Annotated in this window: 24 protein-coding genes; 6 read left to right on the top strand and 18 right to left on the bottom strand. The window is 68.1% G+C overall.

The features are described from left to right. Positions 1–7: 7 nt before the first annotated feature. The 15 genes from QLQ86_RS15945 to QLQ86_RS15875 form a co-directional block, all read right to left on the bottom strand. Positions 8–1954 carry a nitric oxide reductase activation protein NorD gene (locus QLQ86_RS15945; protein WP_282735145.1) on the bottom strand — a complete coding sequence of 649 codons (1947 nt, stop codon included), beginning with the start codon at positions 1952–1954 and terminating at the stop codon, positions 8–10. Positions 1955–2097: 143 nt separating this feature from the next. Beyond that, the gene (locus tag QLQ86_RS15940) at positions 2098–2910 is read right to left on the bottom strand and encodes a CbbQ/NirQ/NorQ/GpvN family protein (RefSeq protein ID WP_282735146.1); all 813 of its coding nucleotides are present in this window, start codon (positions 2908–2910) and stop codon (positions 2098–2100) included. Positions 2911–2966: 56 nt separating this feature from the next. Further along, entirely contained in the window at positions 2967–4322 is a 1356-nt protein-coding gene (locus QLQ86_RS15935) for a cbb3-type cytochrome c oxidase subunit I (RefSeq protein ID WP_282735147.1), read from the bottom strand. Between the two features lie 46 nt (positions 4323–4368). Further along, a complete protein-coding gene (locus QLQ86_RS15930) occupies positions 4369–4821 on the bottom strand; it encodes a c-type cytochrome (protein WP_282735148.1) in 453 nt (150 codons plus the stop codon). A gap of 190 nt (positions 4822–5011) precedes the next feature. Then, complete coding sequence (locus QLQ86_RS15925) at positions 5012–5332, bottom strand: carboxymuconolactone decarboxylase family protein (RefSeq protein ID WP_282735149.1); 321 nt, start codon at positions 5330–5332, stop codon at positions 5012–5014. Positions 5333–5394: 62 nt separating this feature from the next. Continuing rightward, on the bottom strand, positions 5395–5781 hold the full coding sequence (locus tag QLQ86_RS15920; protein ID WP_282817634.1) for a SirB2 family protein: 387 nt from the start codon (positions 5779–5781) through the stop codon (positions 5395–5397). 24 nt (positions 5782–5805) lie between these two features. Beyond that, the gene (locus QLQ86_RS15915) at positions 5806–7020 is read right to left on the bottom strand and encodes an NnrS family protein (protein ID WP_282817611.1); all 1215 of its coding nucleotides are present in this window, start codon (positions 7018–7020) and stop codon (positions 5806–5808) included. A 239-nt stretch (positions 7021–7259) separates the two neighbouring features. Further along, positions 7260–8843 carry a nitrite reductase gene (locus QLQ86_RS15910; RefSeq protein ID WP_282817610.1) on the bottom strand — a complete coding sequence of 528 codons (1584 nt, stop codon included), beginning with the start codon at positions 8841–8843 and terminating at the stop codon, positions 7260–7262. After that, a complete protein-coding gene (cobA, locus tag QLQ86_RS15905) occupies positions 8840–9688 on the bottom strand; it encodes a uroporphyrinogen-III C-methyltransferase (protein ID WP_282817609.1) in 849 nt (282 codons plus the stop codon). Before cobA ends, QLQ86_RS15910 begins: the two co-directional genes overlap by 4 nt. A 19-nt stretch (positions 9689–9707) precedes the next feature. Continuing rightward, positions 9708–10925 (bottom strand): heme d1 biosynthesis radical SAM protein NirJ, encoded by a 1218-nt coding sequence (gene nirJ, locus QLQ86_RS15900; RefSeq protein WP_282817608.1) that lies wholly within the window; start codon positions 10923–10925, stop codon positions 9708–9710. 18 nt (positions 10926–10943) lie between these two features. Continuing rightward, the gene (gene ahbB, locus QLQ86_RS15895) at positions 10944–11501 is read right to left on the bottom strand and encodes a siroheme decarboxylase subunit beta (protein WP_282817607.1); all 558 of its coding nucleotides are present in this window, start codon (positions 11499–11501) and stop codon (positions 10944–10946) included. Beyond that, a complete protein-coding gene (locus QLQ86_RS15890) occupies positions 11476–11934 on the bottom strand; it encodes an Lrp/AsnC family transcriptional regulator (protein ID WP_282817606.1) in 459 nt (152 codons plus the stop codon). The genes ahbB (QLQ86_RS15895) and QLQ86_RS15890 overlap by 26 nt, the downstream gene beginning before the upstream one ends. Next, positions 11931–12464, bottom strand: a complete 534-nt coding sequence (gene ahbB / locus QLQ86_RS15885) for a siroheme decarboxylase subunit beta (protein ID WP_282817605.1) — start codon at positions 12462–12464, stop codon at positions 11931–11933. The genes QLQ86_RS15890 and ahbB (QLQ86_RS15885) overlap by 4 nt, the downstream gene beginning before the upstream one ends. Continuing rightward, entirely contained in the window at positions 12461–12946 is a 486-nt protein-coding gene (locus QLQ86_RS15880) for an AsnC family transcriptional regulator (protein ID WP_282735157.1), read from the bottom strand. Before QLQ86_RS15880 ends, ahbB (QLQ86_RS15885) begins: the two co-directional genes overlap by 4 nt. Before the next feature lie 59 nt (positions 12947–13005). Further along, positions 13006–14736 carry a nitrite reductase gene (locus tag QLQ86_RS15875; RefSeq protein ID WP_282735158.1) on the bottom strand — a complete coding sequence of 577 codons (1731 nt, stop codon included), beginning with the start codon at positions 14734–14736 and terminating at the stop codon, positions 13006–13008. Positions 14737–15095: 359 nt separating this feature from the next. Between QLQ86_RS15875 and QLQ86_RS15870 the strand changes: the two genes are divergently transcribed. Next, the gene (locus QLQ86_RS15870; RefSeq protein WP_282735159.1) at positions 15096–15434 is read left to right on the top strand and encodes a c-type cytochrome; all 339 of its coding nucleotides are present in this window, start codon (positions 15096–15098) and stop codon (positions 15432–15434) included. Next, positions 15427–16650, top strand: coding sequence for a cytochrome D1 domain-containing protein (locus tag QLQ86_RS15865; protein ID WP_282735160.1), 1224 nt, complete (start codon positions 15427–15429; stop codon positions 16648–16650). The genes QLQ86_RS15870 and QLQ86_RS15865 overlap by 8 nt, the downstream gene beginning before the upstream one ends. 253 nt (positions 16651–16903) lie before the next feature. Here QLQ86_RS15865 and norR read toward each other — a convergent pair whose 3' ends face one another. Next, positions 16904–18475 (bottom strand): nitric oxide reductase transcriptional regulator NorR, encoded by a 1572-nt coding sequence (gene norR, locus QLQ86_RS15860; RefSeq protein ID WP_282817604.1) that lies wholly within the window; start codon positions 18473–18475, stop codon positions 16904–16906. 215 nt (positions 18476–18690) lie between these two features. On the opposite strand from norR, the gene hmpA reads away from it, so the two are divergent. The 4 genes from hmpA to QLQ86_RS15840 all read left to right on the top strand — a co-directional run bounded on the left by hmpA (position 18691) and on the right by QLQ86_RS15840 (position 22567). Next, positions 18691–19860, top strand: a complete 1170-nt coding sequence (hmpA, locus tag QLQ86_RS15855; protein ID WP_282817603.1) for an NO-inducible flavohemoprotein — start codon at positions 18691–18693, stop codon at positions 19858–19860. 173 nt (positions 19861–20033) lie between these two features. Then, positions 20034–20813, top strand: a complete 780-nt coding sequence (locus tag QLQ86_RS15850) for an ABC transporter ATP-binding protein (protein WP_282735163.1) — start codon at positions 20034–20036, stop codon at positions 20811–20813. After that, positions 20810–21793 carry an ABC transporter substrate-binding protein gene (locus QLQ86_RS15845; RefSeq protein ID WP_282817602.1) on the top strand — a complete coding sequence of 328 codons (984 nt, stop codon included), beginning with the start codon at positions 20810–20812 and terminating at the stop codon, positions 21791–21793. The genes QLQ86_RS15850 and QLQ86_RS15845 overlap by 4 nt, the downstream gene beginning before the upstream one ends. A gap of 3 nt (positions 21794–21796) precedes the next feature. Then, entirely contained in the window at positions 21797–22567 is a 771-nt protein-coding gene (locus QLQ86_RS15840; RefSeq protein WP_282735165.1) for an ABC transporter permease, read from the top strand. Positions 22568–22757: 190 nt separating this feature from the next. Here QLQ86_RS15840 and QLQ86_RS15835 read toward each other — a convergent pair whose 3' ends face one another. Beyond that, the gene (locus QLQ86_RS15835) at positions 22758–23462 is read right to left on the bottom strand and encodes a succinate dehydrogenase iron-sulfur subunit (protein ID WP_282817633.1); all 705 of its coding nucleotides are present in this window, start codon (positions 23460–23462) and stop codon (positions 22758–22760) included. A gap of 74 nt (positions 23463–23536) precedes the next feature. Beyond that, complete coding sequence (locus tag QLQ86_RS15830; protein ID WP_282817601.1) at positions 23537–23884, bottom strand: hexameric tyrosine-coordinated heme protein; 348 nt, start codon at positions 23882–23884, stop codon at positions 23537–23539. Between the last annotated feature and the right edge of the window lie 13 nt (positions 23885–23897).

Raw genomic sequence — 23897 nt, 5'->3', positions numbered from 1 at the left:
GACAGGCTCAGGTGGCGATGATCTGGCGATAGATGCCCGGCAGCGCCAGGGAGAGGTGTTCGGGGCGCTGCACGATGGCATAGCCACCGCGGCCGAACAGGTGCGGGATATACTGTCCCGCCTCGCGGTCGATGGTCACCCCGAACACCCGCACCTCCTGGCGGCGCGCCTCGAGCACTGCCTTGCGGGTATCCTCGATGCCGTAGCGCCCCTCGTAGTAGTCATTGTCGTTGGGCTTGCCGTCGGTGAGCATCAGCAGCAGCCGATGCCGGTTGGGGCGCTCGCTCAACTGCTTGGTCAGGTGGCGGATAGCCGGCCCCATGCGGGTGTAGCTGCCAGGCTTGAGCGCCGAGATGCGCCGCGACACCCGATCCCCCATGGGCTCATCGAACGCCTTCAGGGTGTTGACCCACACCTTGTGGCGACGCTGGGAGGTGAAGCTGTGGATCGAGTAGTCGTCGCCACAGCCGGCCAGGCCATGGCCCAGCACCAGTAGCGCCTCCTTGGCCACATCGAGCACCCGGCGATCCTGCAGCCACGCCTCGGTGGAGAGCGAGACATCCACCAGGATCGATACCGCCAGGTCGCGGGCCTGGGTGCGGCTGGCCATGTAGAGGCGGTCGCTGGCCTCGCCGGTGGCGGCCAGGTCGCAGCGCGAGCGGATCACCGCGTCCATGTCGAGCTCGCTGCCATCCAGCTGCCCCCGCAGGATCTCGCGCCGCGGGCGCAGCGCCTCGAACTCACGCTGCACCCGGCGGATGCGCCGGCGGGTCGCCTCGTCGGGCGCCCAGTCCTCTCCCTCCTCGCTCTGCACGTCGCTGAGCACCACGCAGTGGTCGGGCAGGTAGGCCTGCTTGCGGTGGTTCCATTCGGGATAGAGATGCCTTCCCTTGAGGCGGCCGCCAACGGCCTCGTCGGGGGCCAGGTCGAGGTCGAGCTTGAGCCGGGAGGCGGCCTTCTTGCGGTTGGAGCTGAGCACGATCTCGTCCATCTGATCGGCCGCCTGACGCGCCTCGTCTTCTTCCTCGTCCTCCACGTGGCGATTGAGATTCACCATCTCCGCCCAGGAGAGCATCTTCTCCATGTTGTTGAGCATCAGCGGGTCGTCACGATCGGCCTGGTCCTGCTCGCGGCGGTCGGCCTTGCGCTTGCCGTGGTCATCGTCGGGCGAGGCGGCGGCGCTGGCCAGTTCCTCGTCGTCGTCCACGCTCTCCTCGCGAGCGCCGTGGCGGGTGCCCAGGGTCACCGCCTGCCCCCACAGCGGCACCGGCAGCGGCGGGCGGTAGCCGCGCGGCGCACGGAATTCGTCCAGCGGAAAGTCCTCCTCGCGGATAGCGCGCTGCATGGCGAGCGCCCAGGCCTCCTCGGGGTCGGGAGCCCCCAGCTCGGCGCATAGCGCCGCCTCCAGGGCCGCCTCCCTGGGCGGCAGGCCCTTGCGCCGGGGGCGGATGGCGAGCAGCTCGCCGCACAGGCGCACGTAGCGCTCGCTCAGCCCGGGGAAGCGCGCCAGGGCGGCACGGGCGGTGCGCCGCGCCTCGCGCAGGCGGGCGAGGTCGGCCTGCAGGGGATCGTCGGGAAGGGCGAGCGGGCGCGCCTCGGCCAGATAGGCGGTCAGCCACAGATAGAGGTCGCGATTGAGGGCGGCCTCGGGAAACAGCGCCAGGCGCGGTGGCAGCAGCAGGTTCTCCTCGTCCCGGCGGGCCTGGTCGAGAGCCTCCTCGTCGAGGCCCAGTCGCTGGCGCAGGCTCAGCCGGTGGGCCGAGGCGCGACGGGCGATGGCCGCCACCTCGATACCCTGTTCCCCACCGCCGGCACGGAAGAAGACGCCGAGCATGGGCCGCAGGCTCTCCAGGCTGACCGCCGCCTCGGGATGATCGGGGTAGCTCGCCGCCCCGGCGGCCCAGCGGTGCCAGAAACGGCCGACGGTCTCCTCGACCTCAAGAAAGTCCAGCATGTACGCGCTCCTGCATGGTAATGGTGGCTATTGTGGGAGCCCTCGGTTCAATGCCTCGACTTGCACGGCGATGTTTACCCTCCGCCTTTCGCGGTGCGAGCACCACTCCTGCACGTTAAGCGGGCCTACCGCCTTGCCGCCGTTCAGCCAAACGTGGCGTGAATGGCCTCCATCAGTCCCTCCTGGACGTCCGCGTCGTCGGAGAGCGGCTCCACCAGGGTGGCGCGGGCGGCATCGAGGATCGGCATGCCGGCCTGGATCAGGGTCGCGCAGTAGACCAGCAGGCGGGTGGAGACCCCCTCCTCCAGGTCCTGGCCCTTCATGTCGCGCAGGCTGGCTGCCAGGTTGACGAGTGCCGCACAGCGCTCCGGCGCGAGGCCGCTCTCGCGGGCCACGATGTCACGCTCCACCTGGGGGGGCGGGAAGTCGAAGGACATCGCCACGAAGCGCTGGCGGGTGCTCGGTTTCAGGGACTTGAGGATGTGCTGGTAGCCGGGGTTGTAGGAGACCACCAGCATGAAGTCGTCCGGCGCCTCGAGCAGCTCGCCGGTGCGTTCCAGCGGCAGCAGTCGCCGATCGTCGGTGAGGGGGTGCATCACCACGGTAACGTCCTTGCGGGCCTCCACCACCTCGTCGAGGTAGCAGATGCCGCCCTCGCGCACGGCGCGGGTCAGGGGGCCGTCGACCCAGCGGGTCTCGCCGCCCTGAAGCAGGTAGCGCCCGGTGAGGTCGGCGGCGGTCAGGTCATCGTGGCAGGAGACGGTGAACAGGGGCTTGCCGAGCTTGGCCGCCATATGGCTGACGAAGCGGGTCTTGCCACAGCCGGTCGGCCCCTTGAGCAGCAGCGGCAGGCGCTGCTGGAACGCCTGCTCGAACATGGCGCACTCGTTGCCGACGCTCTGGTAGTAGGGAATCTCTTGCTCGCTGGCGTTGGCGGCCACGGAGGAAAGGGGCATGGGGTCACTCCCGTCAGGGTGAACGAAAGAGGGCCCCGACCGGGGCCCTCGGGTGGTCAGGCGCGCTCGGGGCCTGCGGTCAGCTGGGTGCCACCGGCCGGTACCTGTTCGCGGGCGGGGCCGAAGAAGGCATAGAGCAGCATCACCGCCCCCACGGCCACGGCGACACCGGCGCCCAGGCGCATCATGTAGAAGAGGCCGAGCTGGTCCTGTACTTCCATGTAGTTCATCCCCAGCACGCGCTGCAGGTGCGTCTGGACGACACCGGCGAAGGTCAGCGTGAAGGTCATGAAGCACATGGCACCGGTCATGATCCAGAAGCCCCACATGTTCAGCACCTGGTTGTAGGGCTGGACGCGGCGCAGCTGCGGCATGGCGAAGGTGATGATGCCGAGGATCAGCATCACGTAGGCCCCGTAGAAGGCCAGGTGGCCATGGGCGGCGGTGACCTGGGTACCGTGACTGTAGTAGTTGACCCAGTGCAGGGTATGCATGAAGCCCCACACGCCGGCGCCGAAGAAGGCCACGGTCGGGCAACCCAGGGCCCACAGCATGGCGGCCTTGTTGGGGTGGTTACGGCTGCCCTTCCAGAACATGGTGAAGGCGAACACCACCATGGCGAAGAAGGGGATCACCTCCAGGGTGGAGAAGATGCTGCCGATGGGCTGCCAGTAGCTCGGCGCGCCGATCCAGTAGTAGTGGTGGCCGGTGCCCAGAAGGCCCGAGAAGAGCGACAGGCCGACGATGATATAGAGCCACTTCTCGATCACCTCGCGATCGACACCGGTCATCTTGATCAGCAGGTAGCCCAGCAGTGCCGCCATGATCAGCTCCCAGACGCCCTCGACCCAGAGGTGCACCACCCACCACCAGTAGAGCTTGTCCACGGCGAGGTTGGTGGGGTTGTAGAAGGCGAACAGCCAGAACACCGCGGCCAGCCACAGGCCCAGCATCAGCACCAGGTTGATCGCGGTCCGGCGGCCCTTGAGCAGGGTCATGCTGGTGTTGAACAGGAACATCAGGAAGGAGATGGTGATCAGCACCTTGACCCAGAACGGCTGCTCCAGGAACTCGCGCCCCTCGTGGATCCCGAACTGGTAGCCGACCAGCGCCGCGGCCCCGGCGAAAGCGAAGATGGCCAACTGGATATAGGCGATGGTGGGACTGTGGATCTCACGCTCGGCCTCTTCCGGCATCAGGTAGTAGGTGGAGCCCATGAAGCCGATCAGCAGCCAGACGATCAGCAGGTTGGTATGGCTGACCCGCATGATGTGGAAAGGCATGACCTCGGCCATGAAGTTGGGCCAGGCATAGACGGTGGCGGCCAGCAGCCCGAAGACGACCTGCAGCGCGAAGAGGGCCATGGCCACCATGAAGAATGGCAGCGCCACCTTCTGGGTTTCGTATTTCATCGGTGTCGTTCTCCTTGATTTATCCGCGGTCCGGCGTTCCGAGGGCTCAGCCGGCGGGGTGCGGCGGCCAATCCTGGTCGTCGATGCCGTCGGTCCACTCCAGGAAATCGATCAGCGATTGCATGTCCTCGTCGCTGAAGTCGTAGGCCGGCATCTGGCGGCGCCCCTCGGCCCCCAGCGGCTGGGCACGGATCCAGGCCTCGAGGCCCGCCCGGGCCGCCTCCGGATTCTGGTGACCCCCGTAGCGCTCCCAGACGTTACCCAGTTCCGGCGCGAAGTAGGCGCCCTCGCCCATGATGCTGTGGCAGTTGATGCACATGTTCTTTTCCCACACTTCCTTGCCGTGCTTGACGGACTCGGTGAGCCCCTCGCTGTCGGTGGACGTGTTGACCATGTACCAGTGGCTGTGGGCCGTCAGCGCGGCAAACAGCAGAAAGAAGAACAGCGACCCGCCGTAGAAGATGTTGCGGGCCGCCGACTTGGTGAGACCGTCGGCCATGGACCATACCCCCCTTGCTCGTGTGGCAGTGCCGCCGCCCTTAGCGGCATGCAGCCCTGCATCCCTTTTAAGATGTATCGCAGATACATGTTAAGCGTAGCAGCAGAGCACGGGGTGGGGCTTTGACGCCGATCAATTTCCGGGGAAGGAAGGCGGGCGACAGCCGAACAGGCTGCCGCCGGGGAGGGGCTCAGTGACTTTCGGTGATGTCCTCGATCCAGGTCAGGGCCGCGACGCCGCTGGGCAAGCCCAGGGTGGGGATGGCCAGCATGGCCACCTGCTTGAGGGCCTCGGCGGACTCGCCCTCCTCCAGGCCGCGACGCACGTGGGAGTGCACGGCCCCCTCGGAGCGCGCACCCACGGCCAGCGCCAGCTTGACCAGGCGACGCGTGCGCGCGTCCAGCGGGCCGGACTCGGCACAGGCGCGGCCCAGCTCGGCGTAGGCCTCCCAGATCTCGGGATACTGCTCGGCTACCTGGCCGGCACCGGCGGGAAGTTCCTGTTTCGTCATGAGTTCATCCTTCTGCACGAGAGTGGCGGGCTCAGTATAGGCCAGCACGCAGGCCCCCTGCGTCACGCCAGCCAGGAAAGCGGGCTGTGGCGGATCGCCGCGCCCAGCATGTAGGCGAAGGTGGCCACCGCGGCCAGGGCGGCGACGGCCCTCGCCCGCGGCGTCCGGCCGCGCTTGATCGCCACCGTGCCCAGGCCGATATAGGCCAGCAGGGCGATCAGCTTGGCCGCCAGCCAGGGATGCTGGTGGGGCCAGGCGGAGAGCATGATCATCAGTACCACGCCCAGTACCAGCAGGGTGGTATCGATGACGTGGGGTGCCACCCTCACCCAGCGTGCCTTCAGCACCGCCGCCTCGCGCACCGACCACCACGCCCTCAGCATGAAGAAGAGGATGCTCAGGGTGGCGGCGGTGACATGCAGGTGCTTGATCAGGGCATAGTGTTCGATCATGGTGCGCTCCCCAGGCCGAGGCTAGCCGTCCTTGCCGTCGGCCCGGGCCGACAGCAGCGGCCCCGTATAGTGGACGAGGAAGATGCCGTAGGCCAGGCACCAGGAGATGATGCCCAGGTTGTAGGTCCAGTGGGTGATCTGCGGAAAGAGCGCCAGCACTGGCGAGCGCAGCAGGGCCGCGACCACCATCAGCCCCAGGGCCACCCCGATGCCCGGCAGGGTACGGATGGGTCGCGCCGTATGGCCCAGCGAGACCCGCGACATCATCGCCAGCATCATGGTGCCCATGCCGCCGATGGTCAGGGCATGCAGTGCGGCATCGGCGCGGCTGCCGGCAAGCAGCGCCAGGGCCCACATCGCCAGGCCCACGGGGATGAAGGCGTAGCTCAGGTGCAGTCCCCACAGCAAGGGCTCGCGCCAGCTGTAAAGGCCTCCCCAGCGCGACAGCCGCAAGGCGTTGGCCAGGGCGGCAAGCCCCATCAGGACCGCCAGCAGGACGTCAGGGATCGCCACGCCGAGCATCACCAGCAGCTGGCCCAGCACCACCGCCATCACGCTGCCGAGGCTGGCGTACTCGAGTATCGGGATCGGAGGCCTGCGGATCAGCCCCAGGCGGTTGGCCGTGAACATGGCGATCACCCGGCCGCCCACCACCACCATCAGCAGGGAGAACAGCAGTACCGCCAGGTAGGCGGCCTGGCGGATCAGCTCGGCGTCGCCGGTCAACACGCCCAGGTGCATGGCCAGGTTGGCGAGGGTCAGCAGCCCCAGGGCCGGCAGGAAGACCAGGTTGCGCCAGCGCTTCGCGGCGATCACCAGCCGGGCCATGACTCCCGCCACCACCGGCAGGAACAGCAGGTCGGCCAGCACCGGCAGCCAGGGCGGCAGGCCCAGGGGAAAGGCCATCAGTACCCGACCGGCCAGCCAGACCCCGACCAGGGCCAGCAGCGGGCCACCCTTGAGGCTGGGCAGCCCGGTCCAGTTCTGCACCGCGGTGAGCAGGAAGCCCGCCACCACGGCGGCGGCGAAGCCGAACAGCATCTCGTGCTGGTGCCAGAACATCAGCCCACCGAAGGGTCGCAGCAGGATGTCGCCATGCCAGAAGGCGAACCACACGCCCAGGGAGAGCACGCTGAACAGCGCCGCCAGCAGGAAGAAGGGCCGGAAGGCCAGGCGCGCCACCGGCAGGCGGGACAGCGTGGAGGAGCGAACGGAAGAGGAGGAGGTCGATTGCATGGCGCCATACCCGACTGAAACGCTTGGTTATGGCCATTGTGCCCCACTCCCGGCGCGCCTTCCATGACAGGTATCAATAATACTTCTTATGAGAAAAGTCGTTCATTCCTGTCGCGAGCGAAGAGAGGCTGGCCGCCGCCGGAGCGGAGCAACCGGAGTTGACTGGCGGCTCAATGAGGATTGTGAGCACCGCCGGTGGCCAGGATATCGAGCGCAGCAAGGAATGACGGCTTTTCGACTCAGTGGCTGGTGCCCTCCTCATACCGCGTCTTGTTCCAGACGTTGTACTTGCCGGAGGGCTTGCTCATGGGAATGCGCTTCTCCTCCTCCAGGGTATCGCCGTCATAGACGATCACGGCGCCGTCCTCTTCCCACAGGCTGAGCAGCAGCTTCTCGCCGTAGCGGTCGAACTCCACGTGGGCGGCGGTCTTGCCGGGTTCGGGAATCAGCGTCTCGACGATCTCCAGCGTGGCCTTATCGATGACGTGGACCCGGTCACGATGGGGGCCGAAGAAGACGTCCACCCAGACATAGGGGGAGTTGGCATGGCTGCGCATGAAGAAGCCGGGGCCATCGGTCTCGAGGGTCTTGATCATCGTCCAGTCCGTCATGTCGATGATCGAGACTGCCGCCCGGGTGAGGTGGGGCGTGGCCATCACGCGGCGCCCCTCGTGCTCCCAGGTGATGCCGGAGCCCAGGTGGGGCATCCCTTCCAGGGGCAGGTCGGCCACCTTCTCGCCACTGTCGAGGTTCACCACCATGCCGCCCTGGCCGTCACTCTCCCCACCTCGGGAGGCGCCGATGACGTGCTCGTAGTCGAGGTCGAAGAAGAAGTCGTCCAGGTAGTCGGGCACCGGGATGCGACGCACCTGGAAGTTGGGCGTATCGTGGCCGCGTTGCTGCTCGAGCGGGGTGGCCATATGGCCGGTGGACACCACCGGCTCGGTGGGCAGCGGCCAGGGAATCTCCCACACCTCCTCGAGGTCCTTGAGGGCGGCGATGAAACTGCCCCGCGGCGGCGCCGCATAGACCGCGCTGACCCGGGAGCTCTCGCCCTCCTCGCCCACCACCGGATAGACCTTCATCAGGTCGAGGTTGTGGGCATCGAACAGCACCAGGCTGTGGGGCAGGTAGTTGGCGGCCATCACGTAGCGGCCGTCGGCGGAGACGGCGATGTTGCGCATGTTGATGCCGGCGCGCACCTCGGCCACCACCTCCATGTTGTAGATGTCGTACTTGGTGATCCAGCCGTCCCGGGAACCGAAGAAGACATGGCGCCCGTCGGGGGTGTACTTGGGCCCACCGTGCAGGGCGTAGCGGGTCTCGAAGCGGTGGATCGGCTCGAAGGTGTCGCCGTCCAGCAGGCTGGCATGGTGATCGCCGGTCTCCACCACGATGAAGAGGTTGAGCGGGTCGGCGTCGAAGCGCGGCACATCCGGCAGGGTTCCATCCGGATGGATGACCTCGTGGCTGGCGAGGATCTCGTCGCGCCCCCAGGTGGGCTCCACCTCGGGCGCACGGTAGATCCATTCGGCCAGGGAGCGGACCTGGCCGTCGTCGAGCTGCCCGCCGAAGCCCGGCATCTGGCTGGCCGGTCGCCCGTCACGGATCACCGCCTCGGCGGCCTGCGGCTTGAGCCGCGAGAGGTTGCCCGGCAGCAGCGCCGGGCCGATGCCGCCCAGGCGCTCCTCGCCATGGCAGGCGGCGCACTGGGCCTGGTAGAGCGCGCGGGTGTCGTCGGCACCGGCCGGCACCATGGCCGTGACCAGCATCGCGGCGGCCAGGGGCGGCAGGCACTTCCGGAGGGAGACGATGCGTTTCACAGGGCAATCCGCTCCCGCACCAGTTCCAGGGTCTCGCCCTCGGCGAAGGTCGCCTCCCTGGGGGCGGGTTGGGCCAGGGTGTCGGCCAGGCGCACCACCTCGCCCACCACGATCAGGGTGGGCGGCTTCAGCTCTTCCCGCGCGATGGTCTCGACCAGCTCGCCCAGGCAGGTGATCACCTGGCGCTGTTCGGGGGTGGTGCCCCGCTCCACCAGTGCCACCGGATGGTCCGCAGGCAGGCCGTGGTCCTGCAGTTTCCGGCTGATCAGCTCGGCGTTGGCCAACCCCATGTAGAAGACCGCCGTATGATGGGGCACCGCCAGGGAGGACCAGTCCAGGGCCAGGTCGCCGTCACCCTTGCAGTGCCCGGTGACGAAGGTGACGCTCTGGGCATGGTCGCGGTGGGTCAGCGGGAAGCCGCCATAGGCGGCACACCCCTGGGCGGAGGTGATCCCCGGCACCACCCGGAAATGGATGCCGTGCTCGATCAGCACCTCGGCCTCCTCGCCCCCCCGGCCGAAGATGTAGGGATCGCCGCCCTTGAGCCGCACGACCCGCTTGCCCTCCCCGGCCAGGCGCACCAGCAGGGCGTTGGTCTCCTCCTGGGTCAGGGCGTGGCAGCGCGAGGCCTTGCCCACGTAGAAGCGCCGGGCCCGGGGGCTCGCCAGGGCCAGCACCTCACGGGAGACCAGGCGGTCGAAGACCAGACAGTCGGCCTGCTCGAGCAGCGACAGGGCCCGCAGGGTCAGAAGCCCCGGGTCACCGGGCCCGGCACCGACGATGGCCACCTCACCGGGCGCCAGCGGCGATTCGGCGAGATCATAGGAAACGCGACGTGACGGCATGGCGGAATTCCTCGCAAGCCTACTGGATTTCGACGGCCTGGATGACCTCATAGGGTGGGGAGACGTAGGGGGCAGAGATACGGCGCTCGCCCGCGTCGGCGACCCCGATCTCGCCGTTGGTCAGGTAGCAGCCGGGATCCTCCTCCCAGGGGTCGCCGGTGACCTTCCAGGCCCGCACCCGGGTGTTGCCGTTGCAGATCGACAGGTAGCGGCACTCGGCGCAGCGCCCCTTGAGCGGACGCGGGCGCTGGCGGAAGCCGACCATCAGCGGGTCCTGCGTATCGCGCCAGATCGCGGAGAAGGGGCGCTCGCGGACGCTGCCCAGGTCGTGGTCCCACCAGAAGGTGTCCGGGTGGACGTGGCCCAGGTTGTCGATGTTGGCGATGTGCTCGCCGGAGGCGTTGCCCCCCCAGTTGAGCAGGCGCTGCTCCAGGGCCTCGGCCTGCTCGGGGAAGTGCTCCCGGGCCCACATCAGCAGGAAGGGGCCGTCGGCGTCGTTGTTGCCGGTGACGTACTCGCGCTCCACGCCGCGCTCGAGCTCCTCGCGGCAGTGGTCGAAGAGCCGGGTCATGGCGTCGCGGGTCATGCGGTACCAGGCGTCCTGCTTGCTGTGGCGCCGGCCCCGGCCGCCGTAGTTGAGGTGCGAGAGGTAGAACTTGTCGACATCGTGTTCGTCGAGCAGCGCCAGGATGTCGCCGAGCTGCTCGTAGTTCTCGCGGGTCAGGGTGAAGCGCAGGCCCACCTTGATGCCGCGCTCCTTGCACAGCCTCACCGCATGCATGGACTCGCGGAAGGCGCCCTGGCGCTGGCGGATGACGTCGTGGGTGGCCTCGAGGCCGTCGATGCTGATGCCCACGTAGTCGTAGCCCACGTCGGCAATGGCGTCGATATTCTCCTCGGTGATCAGGGTGCCGTTGGTGGAGAGCCCGGTGTAGATCCCCAGTGCCCGGGAGCGACGCGACAGCTCGAAGATGTCGGGCCGCATCAGCGGCTCGCCCCCGGAGAGGATCAGCGCCGGCACCCGGAAGGCGTGCAGGTCGTCGAGGACCGCGTGGGCCTCGGCGGTGGAGAGTTCGCCTGCGAAGTCGATGTCCGCCGAGGTGGTGTAGCAGTGCTTGCAGGTCAGGTTGCAGCGGCGGATCAGGTTCCAGATCACCACCGGACCGGGCGGCTTGCGTGCCGGCGGCACCGGGGCCGGCTCCATCAGGCTCTTGATATAGCGGGTGACGCGGAACATGGCGTTCTCCTGCCTTGGTTACCCTTGCCCGGCGCGGCGCGACAGGCGCAGCCCGGTCTTCTTGAGGATGCGCGAGCTGTAGAGGATGCGATGGTCGCGGCACGCCTCGCCCAGGCGCTCGCGCAGTACCGCGGCCTGGCGCTCGACCTCCTCCCGGCTGTGGCCGTGGAGCATGGCGAACAGGTTGTAGGGCCAGTGGGGCAGGTGGCGCGGGCGGCGATAGCAGTGGCTGACGCCCTCGATGGCGGCCACCTCGCGGCCAAGGCGCTCGATCTGGGCGTCGTCGACGTCCCACACCGTCATGCCGTTGGCCACGTAGCCGAGGCGATAGTGGTTGGGCACCGCGGCGACGCGGCGGACCACTCCCCTCGCCTGCATGGCCTGCATGCGCTCGAGCACCGCCTCGCCGCTCATGCCCACCTCGCGACCCACCGCGCCCCAGGGGTCGGGGACCAGCGGCAGGCCGGCCTGGGTGGCCAGCACGATGGCACGGTCGGCAGCGTCGAGTCCTTGAGCGTCGCGATGCTGTTCGTCACGATTCGGGGCCGACCTAGACGGGCAGGTGGAGACGGACATGGAACTCCTCCTCCTTGGGCATGTTGAAGACGCGCAGGCCCGTGGCCGCCTCGATGCCGGCGATGGCCGCGTCGATGGCCTCGGGCGTCTCGGTGGCCAGCACGAACCACATGTTGAGTGCGTGCTCGCGGCGGTAGTTATGGGCCACCTCGGGGAAGGCGTTGACCGCATCACTGACACGATCGAAGTCGGCCTCGGGCACCGCCAGCGCCGCCAGGGTCAGCCCGCCGCCCAGCCGCTCGGCGTGGTACATGGGGCCGAAGCGACTGAGCAAGCCGCCCTCGCGCAGGCGATCGAGGCGGTAGAGCAGGTCGCCCTCGGCGATGCCCAGTTCCTCGGCCACTGCCGCATAGGGCCGTGTTACCAGCGGCAGGCCGTCCTGCAGGCGGTTGATCAGGCGACGATCGACGCCGTCCAGGTCGTCGAGGATCATGCCGCGCCCTCCCGCACGTAGCGGCCGCCGCACTGGCGGTAGGCGTGAGTGCTGAACAGCACCCGGTGCTCCAGCTCGCCCAGCCCCAGGCGCTCGACGATGGCGGCGAGCTCCGCCAGCACCCGCTCGCGACGGGCGCCGTGGATCATGCAGAAGAGGTTGTAGGGCCAGTCGGGCAGGCCCCGCGGGCGACGGTAGCAGAGCGTCACCGCGGTCTCCCGTGCGAGCCGACGGCCCACCAGGGTGACCCGCTCGTCCGGCACGTCCCACACCACCATGGCATTGGCCTGGATCCCCAGGCGACGATGGCGTACCACCAGCCCCAGGCGCTTGATCAGCCCCTCGGCCTGCCAGCGACGCACGCAGGCCATCACTTCATCTTCGGCGAGGCCGGCCTGCTCGGCCAGGGTCTGCCAGGGCCTGGGGGTAAGCGGCAAGCCCTGCTCGAGCAGGGCGCGCAGGCGACGATGGGCGTCCGGCTCGCCGGGCGAGCGGGCGGCATCGAGGGAGAGCGGGGTCGCGGTGCTCATGTGCGCTCCAGTTCGGCCCAGGGAATGGGAAAGGAGAGGTCGATATGGAAGCCCTCCAGCATCGGCAGGCGCAGGATCGGCACGCCCAGCCGCGCCTCCAGGGCCGCGAGCCGCGCCTCGAGCTCGGGCTCGTCCGGCGCGGTCATCACGAACCAGAGGTTGAAGTCGTGTTCGCGGGCATAGTTGTGGTTGACGCCGGGGGCGGCGTTGATGAGCTCTGCGAAGGCATCGCGCTCGACCTCGGGCACGGCCACGGCGGCGAGCAGGCTGGCGCCGGCTCGGGCGTGATCGAAGACCGGCCCCACGCGGCTGAGCACACCCAGCGACTGCAGTCGCTCCAGGCGTGAGATCACCTCGGCCTCAGAGGTGCCAAGGCGCTCGGCCACGCTGTGGAAGGGGCGGGTGCAGACCGGCAGGCCGCGCTGGTAGCTGTCAATCAGGCGGCGATCCAGGGTATCGAAGTCTCGGGCTTGGCAATGCATCGGCACAGCTCACTCGCGTCGGGATTGGCGGCGGGCTTGCGCCCGCCGCCGGTTCCCGATCAGTAGATGTCTTTCTGGGTGTTGATCACGTTGAACTTGCCGGTCGGGGTGACCAGACGCTCGTCCTTGATCACATGCTTCAGCTCGCGGGTCTCGTCATCCACGATCACCAGCGCGGAGGTCTCGTCCATGGTGTTCCAGACGGAGAACCACACCTCGTCGCCGGCCTGGTTGTACTCCGGCTGCACGACACGCTTGACCCCCTCGCCCACGTCGGCCCATTCGGCGATCGGGAGGACCTCATAGCCGGCCTCCAGGTCGTTGATGTCGAAGACCGCCACGCTCTGGCTGGGCCCCTCGCCCGGGTTGAGGGCGGTGTCGACGTAGAGGTTGTCGGACTCCGGATGGGTCTTGATGAACAGCGAGCCGCCGCCCTGGCCTTCCAGGGTACGCACCACCTTCCAGGCGTTATCGGGATGCCCTTCCGGATCCGTGCCGATCAGCTGGATGGTGGCGTCACCCAGGTGGCTGGTGGCCCACACCGGACCATGCTCGGAGTCGACGAAGTTGGCGCCACGACCCGGATGCGGAATCTTGCCCACATCGACGATGGCCTCGAGCTCACGCTCCTGGGCATCGATGACCACGATCTGGTTGGACTCGTTGGCCGCGGTGAGGAAGTAGCGGCCCGAGGCGTCCCAGCCGCCGTCGTGCAGGTAACGGGAGGTGTCGATCTCGACGGTGGAGAGGGCGTCCAGGTTCTCGTAATTCACCAGGCGGACCTTGCCGGTCTCCTTGATGTTGACGATGAACTCCGGGTGCCGGTGGGAGGCCACGATGGCCGCCACGCGGGGCTCCGGGTGGTACTCCTGGGTGTCGACGGTCATGCCGCGGGTCGCCACGATCTTCTTCGGCTCCAGAGTCTCGCCGTCCATGATCACGTACTGGGGCGGCCAGTAGGCGCCGGCGATGGCCAGGTCGTCCTCGTAGCCCTCGAACTTGGAGGTCTCGACGGAGCGCGCCTCCATGCCGATCTTGATGGTGGCGACGATCTCCGGCTCCTCCATCCACAGGTCGATCATGTCAACCTTGGCGTCACGGCCGATGACGAACAGGTAGCGACCCGAGGCGGACATGCGCGAGATGTGCACCGCATAGCCGGTGTCGAGGACCTTGACGATCTCCTTGGACTCTCCGTCGATCAGGGCGATCTGGCCGGCGTCCCGAAGGGTGACCGAGAAGAGGTTCTCGATCGCCAGGTCGTTCATCTGCTCGGTGGGACGATCCTCGGGCGCCACCCGCACCTCCCAGGTGTCCATCATCTCGGGCATGCCGAATTCCGGCGGCGTCGGCGGCTCATGCATGATGTACTTGGCCATCAGCTCGATCTCATCATCGGTGAGATCGCCCGAGGTGCCCCAGTTGGGCATGCCGGCCGCGGAGCCGTAGTTGATGAAGGCCTTGAGGTACTCCAGGCCGCGCTCCTGGGTGATATCGGTGGTCAGCGGCTTGCCGGTGGCCCCCTTGCGCAGCACGCCGTGGCAGCCGGCGCAGCGCTGGAAGTAGATCTCCTTGGCCGTCTCGAACTCGGCCTCGGTCAGGTCCGGCGCCCCGGGGGTGCGCACCGCCTTGGCAGAGCCCGGATCCACGGAGGACTCGGTGCCCTGGTAGGCGCTTTGGGACTCGTCGACGTCCTTGTGACCATCCTGAGCCTGGGCCGCACTGATCCCCAGGGCGACGGTGGTCACCGCCACGGCCAGGGGCTTGAGATACCAGTCTTTCTTCATCATCGTTCCACCTCTGTCATGATCCTTGAATGCGCTGTCGCCAGGTCATGGGCGAGTCGTTGTTGTCGTTCGCCGGATGGCCACCCGAAGCTGTACGGCCGATGACCTTCCTGCGCCAGAGATTGGCCCATTAACGCGTATAATTCATGCATCTTTAACGGGTCCCGCGCCGCTTTCCCCGGCAAGATTGACCTGTGTCAAAGGGGCTCCGGCCTACCTCCAAAGAGACATTGCGAGGCCGAAGGGATCATGCTTCATAAGCCCTGCAGGGCGGCGCTTTGACCCCCGTCAAGGCACGCCCGGCCACCAGCAGAGACACTGCCACCAGCCACGACACCGGGTCCCGCCCCTGAGGAGATGCCATGCCACTGCCCGCTCCCCGCCGTTTGTTGCTGCTGGCGCTCTGCTGGCTGCCGGCGGCCGCCCTGGCCGATGGCTCGCTCTCCGCCGAGCGGCAGCAGGAGCTCGAGACCCTGCTCTACCAGGATTGCGGCTCCTGCCACGGCATGACCCTGCGCGGCGGCCTCGGCCCCGCGCTGCCCGAGTCACGCATGAACGCCTACAGCCGCGACGGCCTGGCCGCGCTGATCCTCAACGGCGTTGCCGGCACCGCCATGCCCGGCTGGGCCGGCCTGCTGACCGAGGAGGAGGCGCGCTGGCTCGCCGACCACCTGCAGAACGACAACCCCCTGGATGAGTGAGGTTTCCATGCCCATGATGCCCCCGGCCCTTCGCAAGCCCCTCGCCGCCGCCTCGCTGCTCGCCCTGCTGGCCGGCTGCCAGGCCACTCCAAACGCGGAACTGCGCGGTACCGGCGACCTCGGCGTGGTGGTGGAGCGCGCTACCGGCAGCCTGGCGGTGGTGGATACCAGCCACCAGCGGATCCTCGAGCGGGTGGAGGGGCTGGGCGACCTGTCCCACGCCTCGGTGAAGTTCTCCCGGGATGCCCGCTACGCCTTCGTTTTCGGCCGCGACGGCGGGCTGAGCCGAGTCGACCTGCTCACCGGCGAGATCACCCACCGGGTGATGCAGTCCGGCAACAGTATTGGCGGCGCCATCTCCCAGGATGGCTCGCTGGTGGCGGTGGCCAACTACGAGCCGGGCGGCGTGAAGATCTTCGATAGCGAGACCCTGGAGGAAGTCGCGGAGATTCCGGCGACCTACCGGGACGAGAACGGCCAGGCGCAGCGCTCCAAGGTGGTGGGTCTGGTGGATGCCCCCGGCAACCGCTTCGTCTACAGCCTGTTCGAGGCCGGCGAGATCCACATGGTGGACATGAGCGAGGGCGCCCCCGAGGTGACCCGCTTCAGCGATATCGGCGAGGCGCCCTACGACGCCCTGATCGGCCCCAGCGGGCGCTACTACATCGCCGGGCTGTTCGGGGAGGACGGCCTGGCACTGCTCGACCTCTGGCATCCGGAGGCGGGGGTGCAGCGCATCCTGCCCGACTACGGCCGCGGCGAGGAGCGCCTGCCGGTCTACAAGATGCCCCACCTGGAGGGCTGGGCGATGGCCGGCGACGAGGCCTGGCTGCCGGCGGTCGGCCGCCACGAGGTGCTGGTCGCCGATAGCGACGACTGGTCGCTGGTGGAGCGCATTGCCGTCCATGGCCAACCGATCTTCGTGATGACCCGCCCCGACGAGCGCCAGGTGTGGGTCAATTTCGCCCATCCCGACAACAGTGTGGTGCAGGTGATCGACACCGAGTCCCGCGAGGTGGTGGCCACCCTGGAGCCCGGCGAGGCGGTGCTGCACATGGAGTTCACCCCCCGGGGCGAGCAAGTATGGATCTCGGCCCGCGACAGTGACCGGGTGGTGGTCTACGACACCCGCACCCTGGAGGAGGTCGCCCGCCTCGACAGCGAATCGCCCAGCGGCATCTTCTTTACCGACCGGGCCCATCGCATCGGGTTGTAAGAGGTCAGCGGCGCACTTGCAGCGGCACTTCGGAGTAGCCACCGGCGGGAATAGAGGGCGCGTAACGCGGGGCGGCCGGGCAGCAGGCCAGGGTAGGCGCGCAGGGGACACGGAAGCTCGGGGTGGCCCGCCAGGTAGCGCATCAGGATGCCGATGCTTGCCGCCCGGCTCCTCGCCGTGTCGATCATGCGTCGGGTAGGGGGGCCATCCGACCACACTTCGACCAAAGGCGCATTGATGCATGTCATCCACTTCAATCACGCGGACGCGACTTGAGACCCAGGCGGCGGGCCTGGCGGTGCAGGTTGCCGGGGTCCAGCGCCAGGTCTCGGGCGGCGGCCGCCCAGTTGCCGCCATGCGCGGCCAGGGCATCACGGATCAGCCGCCGCTGGAAGGCCTCGGTGGCCTCCCGCAGGCCGAAGCCGGCCTCTGTCTCATCGCCGACGATGCCGGGAGCCGCTGAGGTGTCGGCCGCCACGGGGGCGTCCCCGCGCGGCAGCTGGAGATGGCCCGGGTCGATACGCAGGACCGCCGCCCGCTGGCCCGGCACGGTGAGGGCCTCCTGTTCGCCGAGGGCCCGCAGGGCGGCACGGGCCAGCACATGCTCCAGCTCGCGCACGTTGCCGGGCCAGTGCCAGCCGAGCAGGGCCGCCTGGGCCTCGGGAGCGAAGCGCAGGTTGGCCACCCCGAGGCGCACCCGGTTGTCCTCCAGGAAGTGGCCGGCCAGCAGCGGGATATCCTCGGGGCGCTCACGAAGCGGCGGCACCTCAAGCGGGAAGACGCCGAGCCGGTGATAGAGGTCCTCCCGGAAGCGCCCGGCCCCGACCTCGGCGGCCAGGTCGCGGTTGGTCACGGCGATCACCCGGACATCCACCCGCCGCGCCTGCTCGCTGCCCAGCGGCTGGATCTCCCCCTCCTGCATCACCCGCAGCAGCTTGGGCTGCAGTGCCAGCGGCAGTTCGCCCACCTCGTCGAGCATCAGGGTACCGCCATCGGCCATCTCGAAGTGTCCGCGGTGATCCTTCACCGCTCCGGAGAAGGCGCCACGCCGATGGCCGAACAGGGCGCTCTCGATCAGGCTCTCGGGCAGGGCGGCGCAATTGACCTGCACCAGGGGGCCACCACGCCGTGCGGAACGCCGGTGCAGTTCACGGGCCACTCGCTCCTTGCCCACCCCGGTCTCGCCATGCAGCAGCACGTTCATCCCGGTGGGCGCCACCAGATCAACGGCCGTCATCAGCCGTTGCATGGCAGGGCTGCTCCAGTGCTGCAGCCCGCTGCCGGAGGCCTCGCCTCCCAGCACCTCGCTGAGCCGCGAGCGGGTCTCCGCCAGGCGTTCTGCCAGGCGCAGGCAGACGGCCAGCAGCTCGGCGGCGGCCAGCAGCTCCGCCTCCTCCAGATCCCGCAGTGCCCCGGCAGACAGGGCGTCCAGGGTCAGCAGGCCAATCAGTCGCCCCTCGTCGCACAGGGCCACTCCCAGGCAGTCGTGCACCTGATTGAGGTCCTCGTCGAGCAGGCCGTCGAAGGGGTCCGGGAGGTCGCTGTCCGTCGGGAAGCGGCACACGCCGGGATGGGCGGCGATGGCGGCGAGCCGGGGGTGCTGCGCCGGCTCGAAGCGTCGTCCGCGCACCTCGTCGGGCAGGCCCAGTACGGCCACCGGCTGCAAGGCGCCGTCCTCCATCACCATCAGGGTGGCGGCATCCAGCGGATAGCGCCCCACCAGGGCCTGGAGCAGGGCATCCCACTCGCCGGCCAGGGAGGCGTCCGGCGCCCGCTCAGTCAGGCAAGCCAGCAGTTCGCGCAGGGCGCGCAGGAAGTCGGTCATGGCACTGTGTTTTCGACAATGAGGGACATAATGACAACAGAGATCGTGTCAATTTGCCACTATCTCGCTGTCTGGCGTGCCGTGCCCACGTCAGTGCTCCCTGGCGACGGAGGCCTTCATGCTGCACTGCGACATGTTGTCCGGGGACGGGGTGGCACGACTCTTGCTTACGGGGAGGGGCCAATCCAAGAATACCCCCTGACAGAAGGATTCCCATGCTGACGACAGAGCAGGAGCAGTTGATCGCGGCCACCGCCCCCGTGGTGGCCGACCATCTCGATGCCATCACCCAGCGCTTCTACCCGCTGATGTTCGAGCGCTATCCGCAAGTGAAGCCGCTCTTCAACCAGGCCCACCAGCAGGATGGCGGCCAGCCGCGGGCCCTGGCCGGTGCCGTGCTGGCCTATGTGGGGCTGCGCCAGGATCCCCAGCAGGCACGCGGCGTGCTGTCCACCGTGGTCAGCAAGCACGTCTCCCTGGGTATCCAGCCCGACCAGTATCCCATCGTCGGCGAGTGCCTGATGGCCGCCATCGGCGAGGTGCTGGGCGAGGCGGTGACCCCGGAGGTCGCCGCGGCCTGGAGCGGCCTCTACGAGGAGCTCGCCGGCCTGCTCATCGAACTGGAGGACCACCGCTACCGGGAGTTCGAGGGACGCCCCGGCGGCTGGCGCGGCACGCGCCGCTTCCGCATCGCCGACATCCGCCAGGAGAGCGCGGTGATCCGCTCCTTCGTGCTGGAACCCGAGGACGGCGGCCCGGTGGCCGACCACCAGCCGGGCCAGTTCATCGGCGTGAGGCTGACCATCGACGGCGAGCCGGTCTATCGGCACTACAGCCTCTCGGACGTGCCGAACGGCAGCCACTACCGGATCTCGGTGAAGCGCGAGCCGGAGGGGCGCGCCAGCCGTCACCTGCACGATGCCTTGGGCGTCGGCGACACCCTGGAGTTGCTGCCCCCCGCCGGCGACCTGACCCTGGAAGACGGTGACGAGCCCCTGCTGCTGGCCAGCGGCGGCGTCGGCCAGACCCCGATGCTGCCCATGGCCCGCCATGCCCTGACCCAGGGGCGCCGGGTGGTCTACCTGCACGCCGCCCTGGACGCCGAGCATCACGCCTTCCGCGATGAGGTCGCGACCCTGGCCGAGGCCCACCCGGAGCGGCTTCGGGCCGTGAGCATCCACGAGCGCGGCGACGATGCCGACCATGCTGGTCGGATCGACCGCGAGCTGCTAGCCCGCCTGGTTCCCGAAGGGGCCCGCTGCTACTTCGTGGGCCCCCAGGGCTTCATGACGGCCGTGGACCGGGCCCTCGCCGAACTGGGCGTGCCCGGCGAGCGTCGCCACTACGAGCACTTCGGCCCCTCGCGCCCCCTCGGCGCGGCCTGACATTCCTCCTCCTCTCCTACCAAGAGCGCCCCGGCACCGCCGGGGCGTTTGCTTTACTGCTTAGCCTGTTGTCTGAACACGTCGGCAAGGACGACTTCACAGATTGTGATTTTGGTTATATAATTTGTTTTTGCTATTCTATTTAATTATATATCGTCATTCCGGGAGCTCATATGCAGCTGCATTTCGAGCGCGTCGCCAAGTCTTTCGGCGATCTGCAGGTCATCGAGACCTTCGACGACACCATCGCCGACGGCGAGATCGTCGCGCTAGTGGGTCCCTCGGGTTGCGGCAAGTCGACCCTGCTGCACATGGTGGCGGGCCTCCAGCAGGCCAGCGCCGGCGAGGTGCGCGCCGACGGCCAGCCGGTGAGCCATCCGGCGCCCGAGCGCACCCTGGTGTTCCAGGAGCATGCCCTCTATCCCTGGATGACGCTGGAGGCAAATGTCGCCCTGGCCCTGGAGTTCCAGGACCAGCCGGCGCGCGAGGCCCGTAAGCAGGCCAGCGAGTGGCTGGCGCGGGTCAAGCTCGACGGCTTCGAGGGCTACTATCCCCACCAGGTCTCGGGGGGCATGCGCCAGCGCTGCGCCCTGGCCCGGGCCTTCATCGCCCGGCCCAAGGTACTGCTGCTCGACGAACCCTTCGGCGCCCTGGACGCCCTGACCCGCATGACCCTGCAGAGCGTGCTGCGAGACCTCATCGAGGAGGAGCGCCCGACGGTGGTCCTGGTCACCCATGACGTCGACGAGGCGCTCTACCTGGCCGACCGAGTGCTGGTATTCAGCCAGCGACCGGCTCGTGTCCTCGAGTCGTTCACCCTGGGGCATATCCCCAAGACCCACGACCTCACGGCCTTCGCGGACATCCGTCGCGAGGTGCTGACCCTGCTGGGCATCGACACCGACACCCCGAGCGCCGAACCGCGTCGGGTAGAGAGAGGAGAAACCGCATGATCCGTCGCCTGTTCATCCCCCTGCTGGCCCTCGGCCTGGCCGGCCCCGCGATAGCCGAAAATGAGGAGTTCCGCGTCGGCTATGTCCGCGTGATGGACGACGCCCAGGTGATGCTCGCCTACGAGGCCGGCCTCTACGCCAAGCACGGCCTCGACGCCGAGCTGATCGAGTTCAGTTCCGGCACCGACCTGATCAAGGGCATCGTTGGCGGGCAGCTCGACATCGGCGTGCTGGGCTTCTCCAACGCCTTCACCTGGGCCGGCCGCGGCGCCGACCTGAGGATCGTCGGCGGCGCCCAGCGCGGCTATCATGCCCTGCTCGCCCATGACGACGCCGGCATCGACGAGGTGGCCGACCTGGCCGGCAAGGACCTCGCCTCCCAGAAGCAGGGCAGCACCGCCGACATCGTGCTCAAGGGCGTGACCCTGGCCGAGGCGGGCCTGTCCGACGACGACCTCAACATCATGGGCGTGGCGCCCTCGGTGGCGGTTCAGTCGCTGGCGGGCGGCCGCGTCGACGCGGCCTTCCTGTTCGAGCCCTACGCCAGCATCGCCAAGCTGCAGGCCCCGGTGACCGAGATCTACGAGATCGGTGAGGTGTGGCCCTTTCCGTGCATGGTGGTGATTACCGCCGAGGAGACCCTCGAGGAACGCCGAGAGGTACTGTGGGCCGCCCTGGACGCCCAGCGCGAGGCGATAGAGATGCTCGAGAGCGACCCCGAGGAGGCCGCCGGCTACATCACTTCCTACTTCGTCAAGGAGGACGTGATCGAGACCCGCGACCAGGGCGAGATCGCCAGCGAGAAGGTGATTGCCGACGCCATCGCCACCAACGACTTCAGCGCCGAGCTCACCGAGGCGGACATCGAGCGCATGAAAGAACTGGCCGGCATCATGCACGAGCAGGGCATCCTCGAGCAGGCCGACTTCGACGTCGACGCCCTGCTGGATCTCGGCTGGCAAAAAGAGCGCGAGCTGTAAGCCATGAGCACCACCTCCTCCACCGGCGTGGCCAGCAAGAAGGCCTATGTGCTGGCCATCCTCTTCATCCTGTTCTTCTGGCAGGTGGCCGCCTGGTTCCTGCCCGACTTCCTGATGCCCGACGTCCACGTGGCACTCGGCCGGCTGTGGCAGGAACTGGGCAGCGGCGAGTTCTACCAGGGGCTCGGCAACAGCATGGGCCGGCTCGGTGCCGGCTATGGCGCCGCCCTGGTGGCCGGGGTAGTGCTCGGGCTCGTGGGGGGCACTCTCAACGCGGTGCGCAGCACCCTGAAGGCGGCCATCATCATCCTGCAGTCGATCCCCTCGATCGCCTGGGTGCCGCTGTTCCTGATCCTGATGGGTTTCGGCAACCTGCCGATCATCGTGGTGGTGGCGGTAGGCGCCTTCTTCCCCACCGCGCTCAGCGTGATGAACGCCACCGAGAGCGTCGAGCGGGTACACATCGACGCGGCGCGGGTGATGGGGGCCTCGCGCGCCCAGATGCTCAAGCGGGTCTACTTCCCGGCGGTCACCCCCGAGCTGATCACCGGCGCCCAACTCGCCTTCGGCAACGCCTGGCGGGCGCTGATCTCCGCGGAGATGATCGTCGGCTTCAGCGCCGGGCTCGGCAAGTCGCTGGCCTACTCCGGCGAGATCGCCGACATGACCGGGGTGATGACCAACATCCTGGTCATCGCCGTACTGGCGGCGGTGATCGACCAGGTGCTGCTGGAGCGCGTCAAGCATCGGCTGCTGCGCTACCAGTACCTCTGAGCCGGCCCGGCACACGGCCATGACGCCCCGTCCTTGGCGGGGCGTCACCAGTCCCTATCCAACCGGGCCGAATCATGGGGCTGCAGCCACGCCTCGGCCCCCTGCTGCCCGACCGGCTGCGCATGGACATCATGGATCCAGCCAAGCAGGGGAAACGCCATGGTACACCTCATGGCGGTCGTCATGGTTTTTAGCTGCCACGCGCCAGCAGCATCGCCTTGATCTGGCCGATGGCGCGCATCGGGTTGAGCCCCTTGGGACACACCCAGGTGCAGTTGGCGATCTGTCGGCAGCGGAACACGCTGAAGGGGTCGTCGAGCTCGGCCAGCCGCTCGTCGGTGGCGGTGTCCCGGCTGTCGATCAGGAAGCGGTAGGCCTGGATGAGGCCGGCCGGGCCGATGTACTTGTCCGGGTTCCACCACCAGGAGGGGCAGGCCGAGCTGCAGCAGGCGCACAGGATGCATTCGTAGAGGCCATCGAGCTTCTCGCGGTCCGCCGGGCTCTGGCGTCGCTCGGTGGCGGTGGGCGGCTGGTCGTTGATCAGCCAGGGGCGGATCTTCTCGAACTGGCGAAAGAACAGCGTCTGATCGACGACCAGGTCGCGGATCACCGGCATGCCGGGAAGCGGACGCAGGGTCAGGGTATCGCCGCTGCCCAGCACCTCCTCCACCGGCGTGATGCAGGCCAGGCCATTCTTGCCATTGATGTTCATGCCATCGGAGCCGCACACCCCCTCACGGCAGGAACGCCGAAAGGCCAGGGTGGCATCGCGCTGCTTCAGGTGCTCGAGGACATCGAGCACCATCGCCTTGCGGAAACGCTCCTCCACGTCCAGCGTCTCGAGGCGTGGCCGGTCATCCTCATCGGGATGGTAGCGATAGAGCCGTACCTTGATCATGGGTATCTCCTCGCCGGGCCATGGCGTGCCATGGGGCCATGGGCCATATGCCGCCACCTTCGCGTTTCGCGTCACTCCAGCCAGTAGTCATTGGCCGCGGCGACGGTCTGGAAGTGGGTGGCGATGACGTGGGAGGCCGCGATCAGGCTGTCGGGATCCTCCGCGTATTCGGGTCGCTGCGCCTTGCGCACCTCGGCATCCGGCTGGGTGGTGCCCACCCCCTTCTGGGAGAGCGTCACCGCCAGGGCGAAGCCCTCCTGGGGCGTGTCGGTGATCAGGCTCGGCAGCCATACATCGCCGGAATCCATGGCTTCATGGTCATCGGCCAGGGCGGCACTGCCCAGCAGCAGCGAGGCCGCCAGCAGCAGGGCGCCTGCGACCTTGCCTGGCGAAGGTGATACTCGATGATGCGTCGACATGATGGCCTCCTGC

Origin of the sequence: Halomonas rhizosphaerae (assembly GCF_030012485.1) — a bacterium.
In the GTDB taxonomy this organism is placed as follows: domain Bacteria; phylum Pseudomonadota; class Gammaproteobacteria; order Pseudomonadales; family Halomonadaceae; genus Halomonas; species Halomonas rhizosphaerae.
This window is presented reverse-complemented; position numbering and strand designations above follow the sequence as displayed.

Coding starts and splice junctions, on each gene's coding strand:
- QLQ86_RS15945 (WP_282735145.1), bottom strand. CDS start 1,954: ATGCTGGACTTTCTTGAGGTCGAGGAGACCGTCGGCCGTTTCTGGCAC.
- QLQ86_RS15940 (WP_282735146.1), bottom strand. CDS start 2,910: ATGCCCCTTTCCTCCGTGGCCGCCAACGCCAGCGAGCAAGAGATTCCC.
- QLQ86_RS15935 (WP_282735147.1), bottom strand. CDS start 4,322: ATGAAATACGAAACCCAGAAGGTGGCGCTGCCATTCTTCATGGTGGCC.
- QLQ86_RS15930 (WP_282735148.1), bottom strand. CDS start 4,821: ATGGCCGACGGTCTCACCAAGTCGGCGGCCCGCAACATCTTCTACGGC.
- QLQ86_RS15925 (WP_282735149.1), bottom strand. CDS start 5,332: ATGACGAAACAGGAACTTCCCGCCGGTGCCGGCCAGGTAGCCGAGCAG.
- QLQ86_RS15915 (WP_282817611.1), bottom strand. CDS start 7,020: ATGCAATCGACCTCCTCCTCTTCCGTTCGCTCCTCCACGCTGTCCCGC.
- cobA (WP_282817609.1), bottom strand. CDS start 9,688: ATGCCGTCACGTCGCGTTTCCTATGATCTCGCCGAATCGCCGCTGGCG.
- nirJ (WP_282817608.1), bottom strand. CDS start 10,925: ATGTTCCGCGTCACCCGCTATATCAAGAGCCTGATGGAGCCGGCCCCG.
- ahbB (WP_282817607.1), bottom strand. CDS start 11,501: ATGTCCGTCTCCACCTGCCCGTCTAGGTCGGCCCCGAATCGTGACGAA.
- QLQ86_RS15890 (WP_282817606.1), bottom strand. CDS start 11,934: ATGATCCTCGACGACCTGGACGGCGTCGATCGTCGCCTGATCAACCGC.
- ahbB (WP_282817605.1), bottom strand. CDS start 12,464: ATGAGCACCGCGACCCCGCTCTCCCTCGATGCCGCCCGCTCGCCCGGC.
- QLQ86_RS15880 (WP_282735157.1), bottom strand. CDS start 12,946: ATGCATTGCCAAGCCCGAGACTTCGATACCCTGGATCGCCGCCTGATT.
- QLQ86_RS15875 (WP_282735158.1), bottom strand. CDS start 14,736: ATGATGAAGAAAGACTGGTATCTCAAGCCCCTGGCCGTGGCGGTGACC.
- QLQ86_RS15870 (WP_282735159.1), top strand. CDS start 15,096: ATGCCACTGCCCGCTCCCCGCCGTTTGTTGCTGCTGGCGCTCTGCTGG.
- QLQ86_RS15865 (WP_282735160.1), top strand. CDS start 15,427: ATGAGTGAGGTTTCCATGCCCATGATGCCCCCGGCCCTTCGCAAGCCC.
- norR (WP_282817604.1), bottom strand. CDS start 18,475: ATGACCGACTTCCTGCGCGCCCTGCGCGAACTGCTGGCTTGCCTGACT.
- hmpA (WP_282817603.1), top strand. CDS start 18,691: ATGCTGACGACAGAGCAGGAGCAGTTGATCGCGGCCACCGCCCCCGTG.
- QLQ86_RS15850 (WP_282735163.1), top strand. CDS start 20,034: ATGCAGCTGCATTTCGAGCGCGTCGCCAAGTCTTTCGGCGATCTGCAG.
- QLQ86_RS15845 (WP_282817602.1), top strand. CDS start 20,810: ATGATCCGTCGCCTGTTCATCCCCCTGCTGGCCCTCGGCCTGGCCGGC.
- QLQ86_RS15840 (WP_282735165.1), top strand. CDS start 21,797: ATGAGCACCACCTCCTCCACCGGCGTGGCCAGCAAGAAGGCCTATGTG.
- QLQ86_RS15830 (WP_282817601.1), bottom strand. CDS start 23,884: ATGTCGACGCATCATCGAGTATCACCTTCGCCAGGCAAGGTCGCAGGC.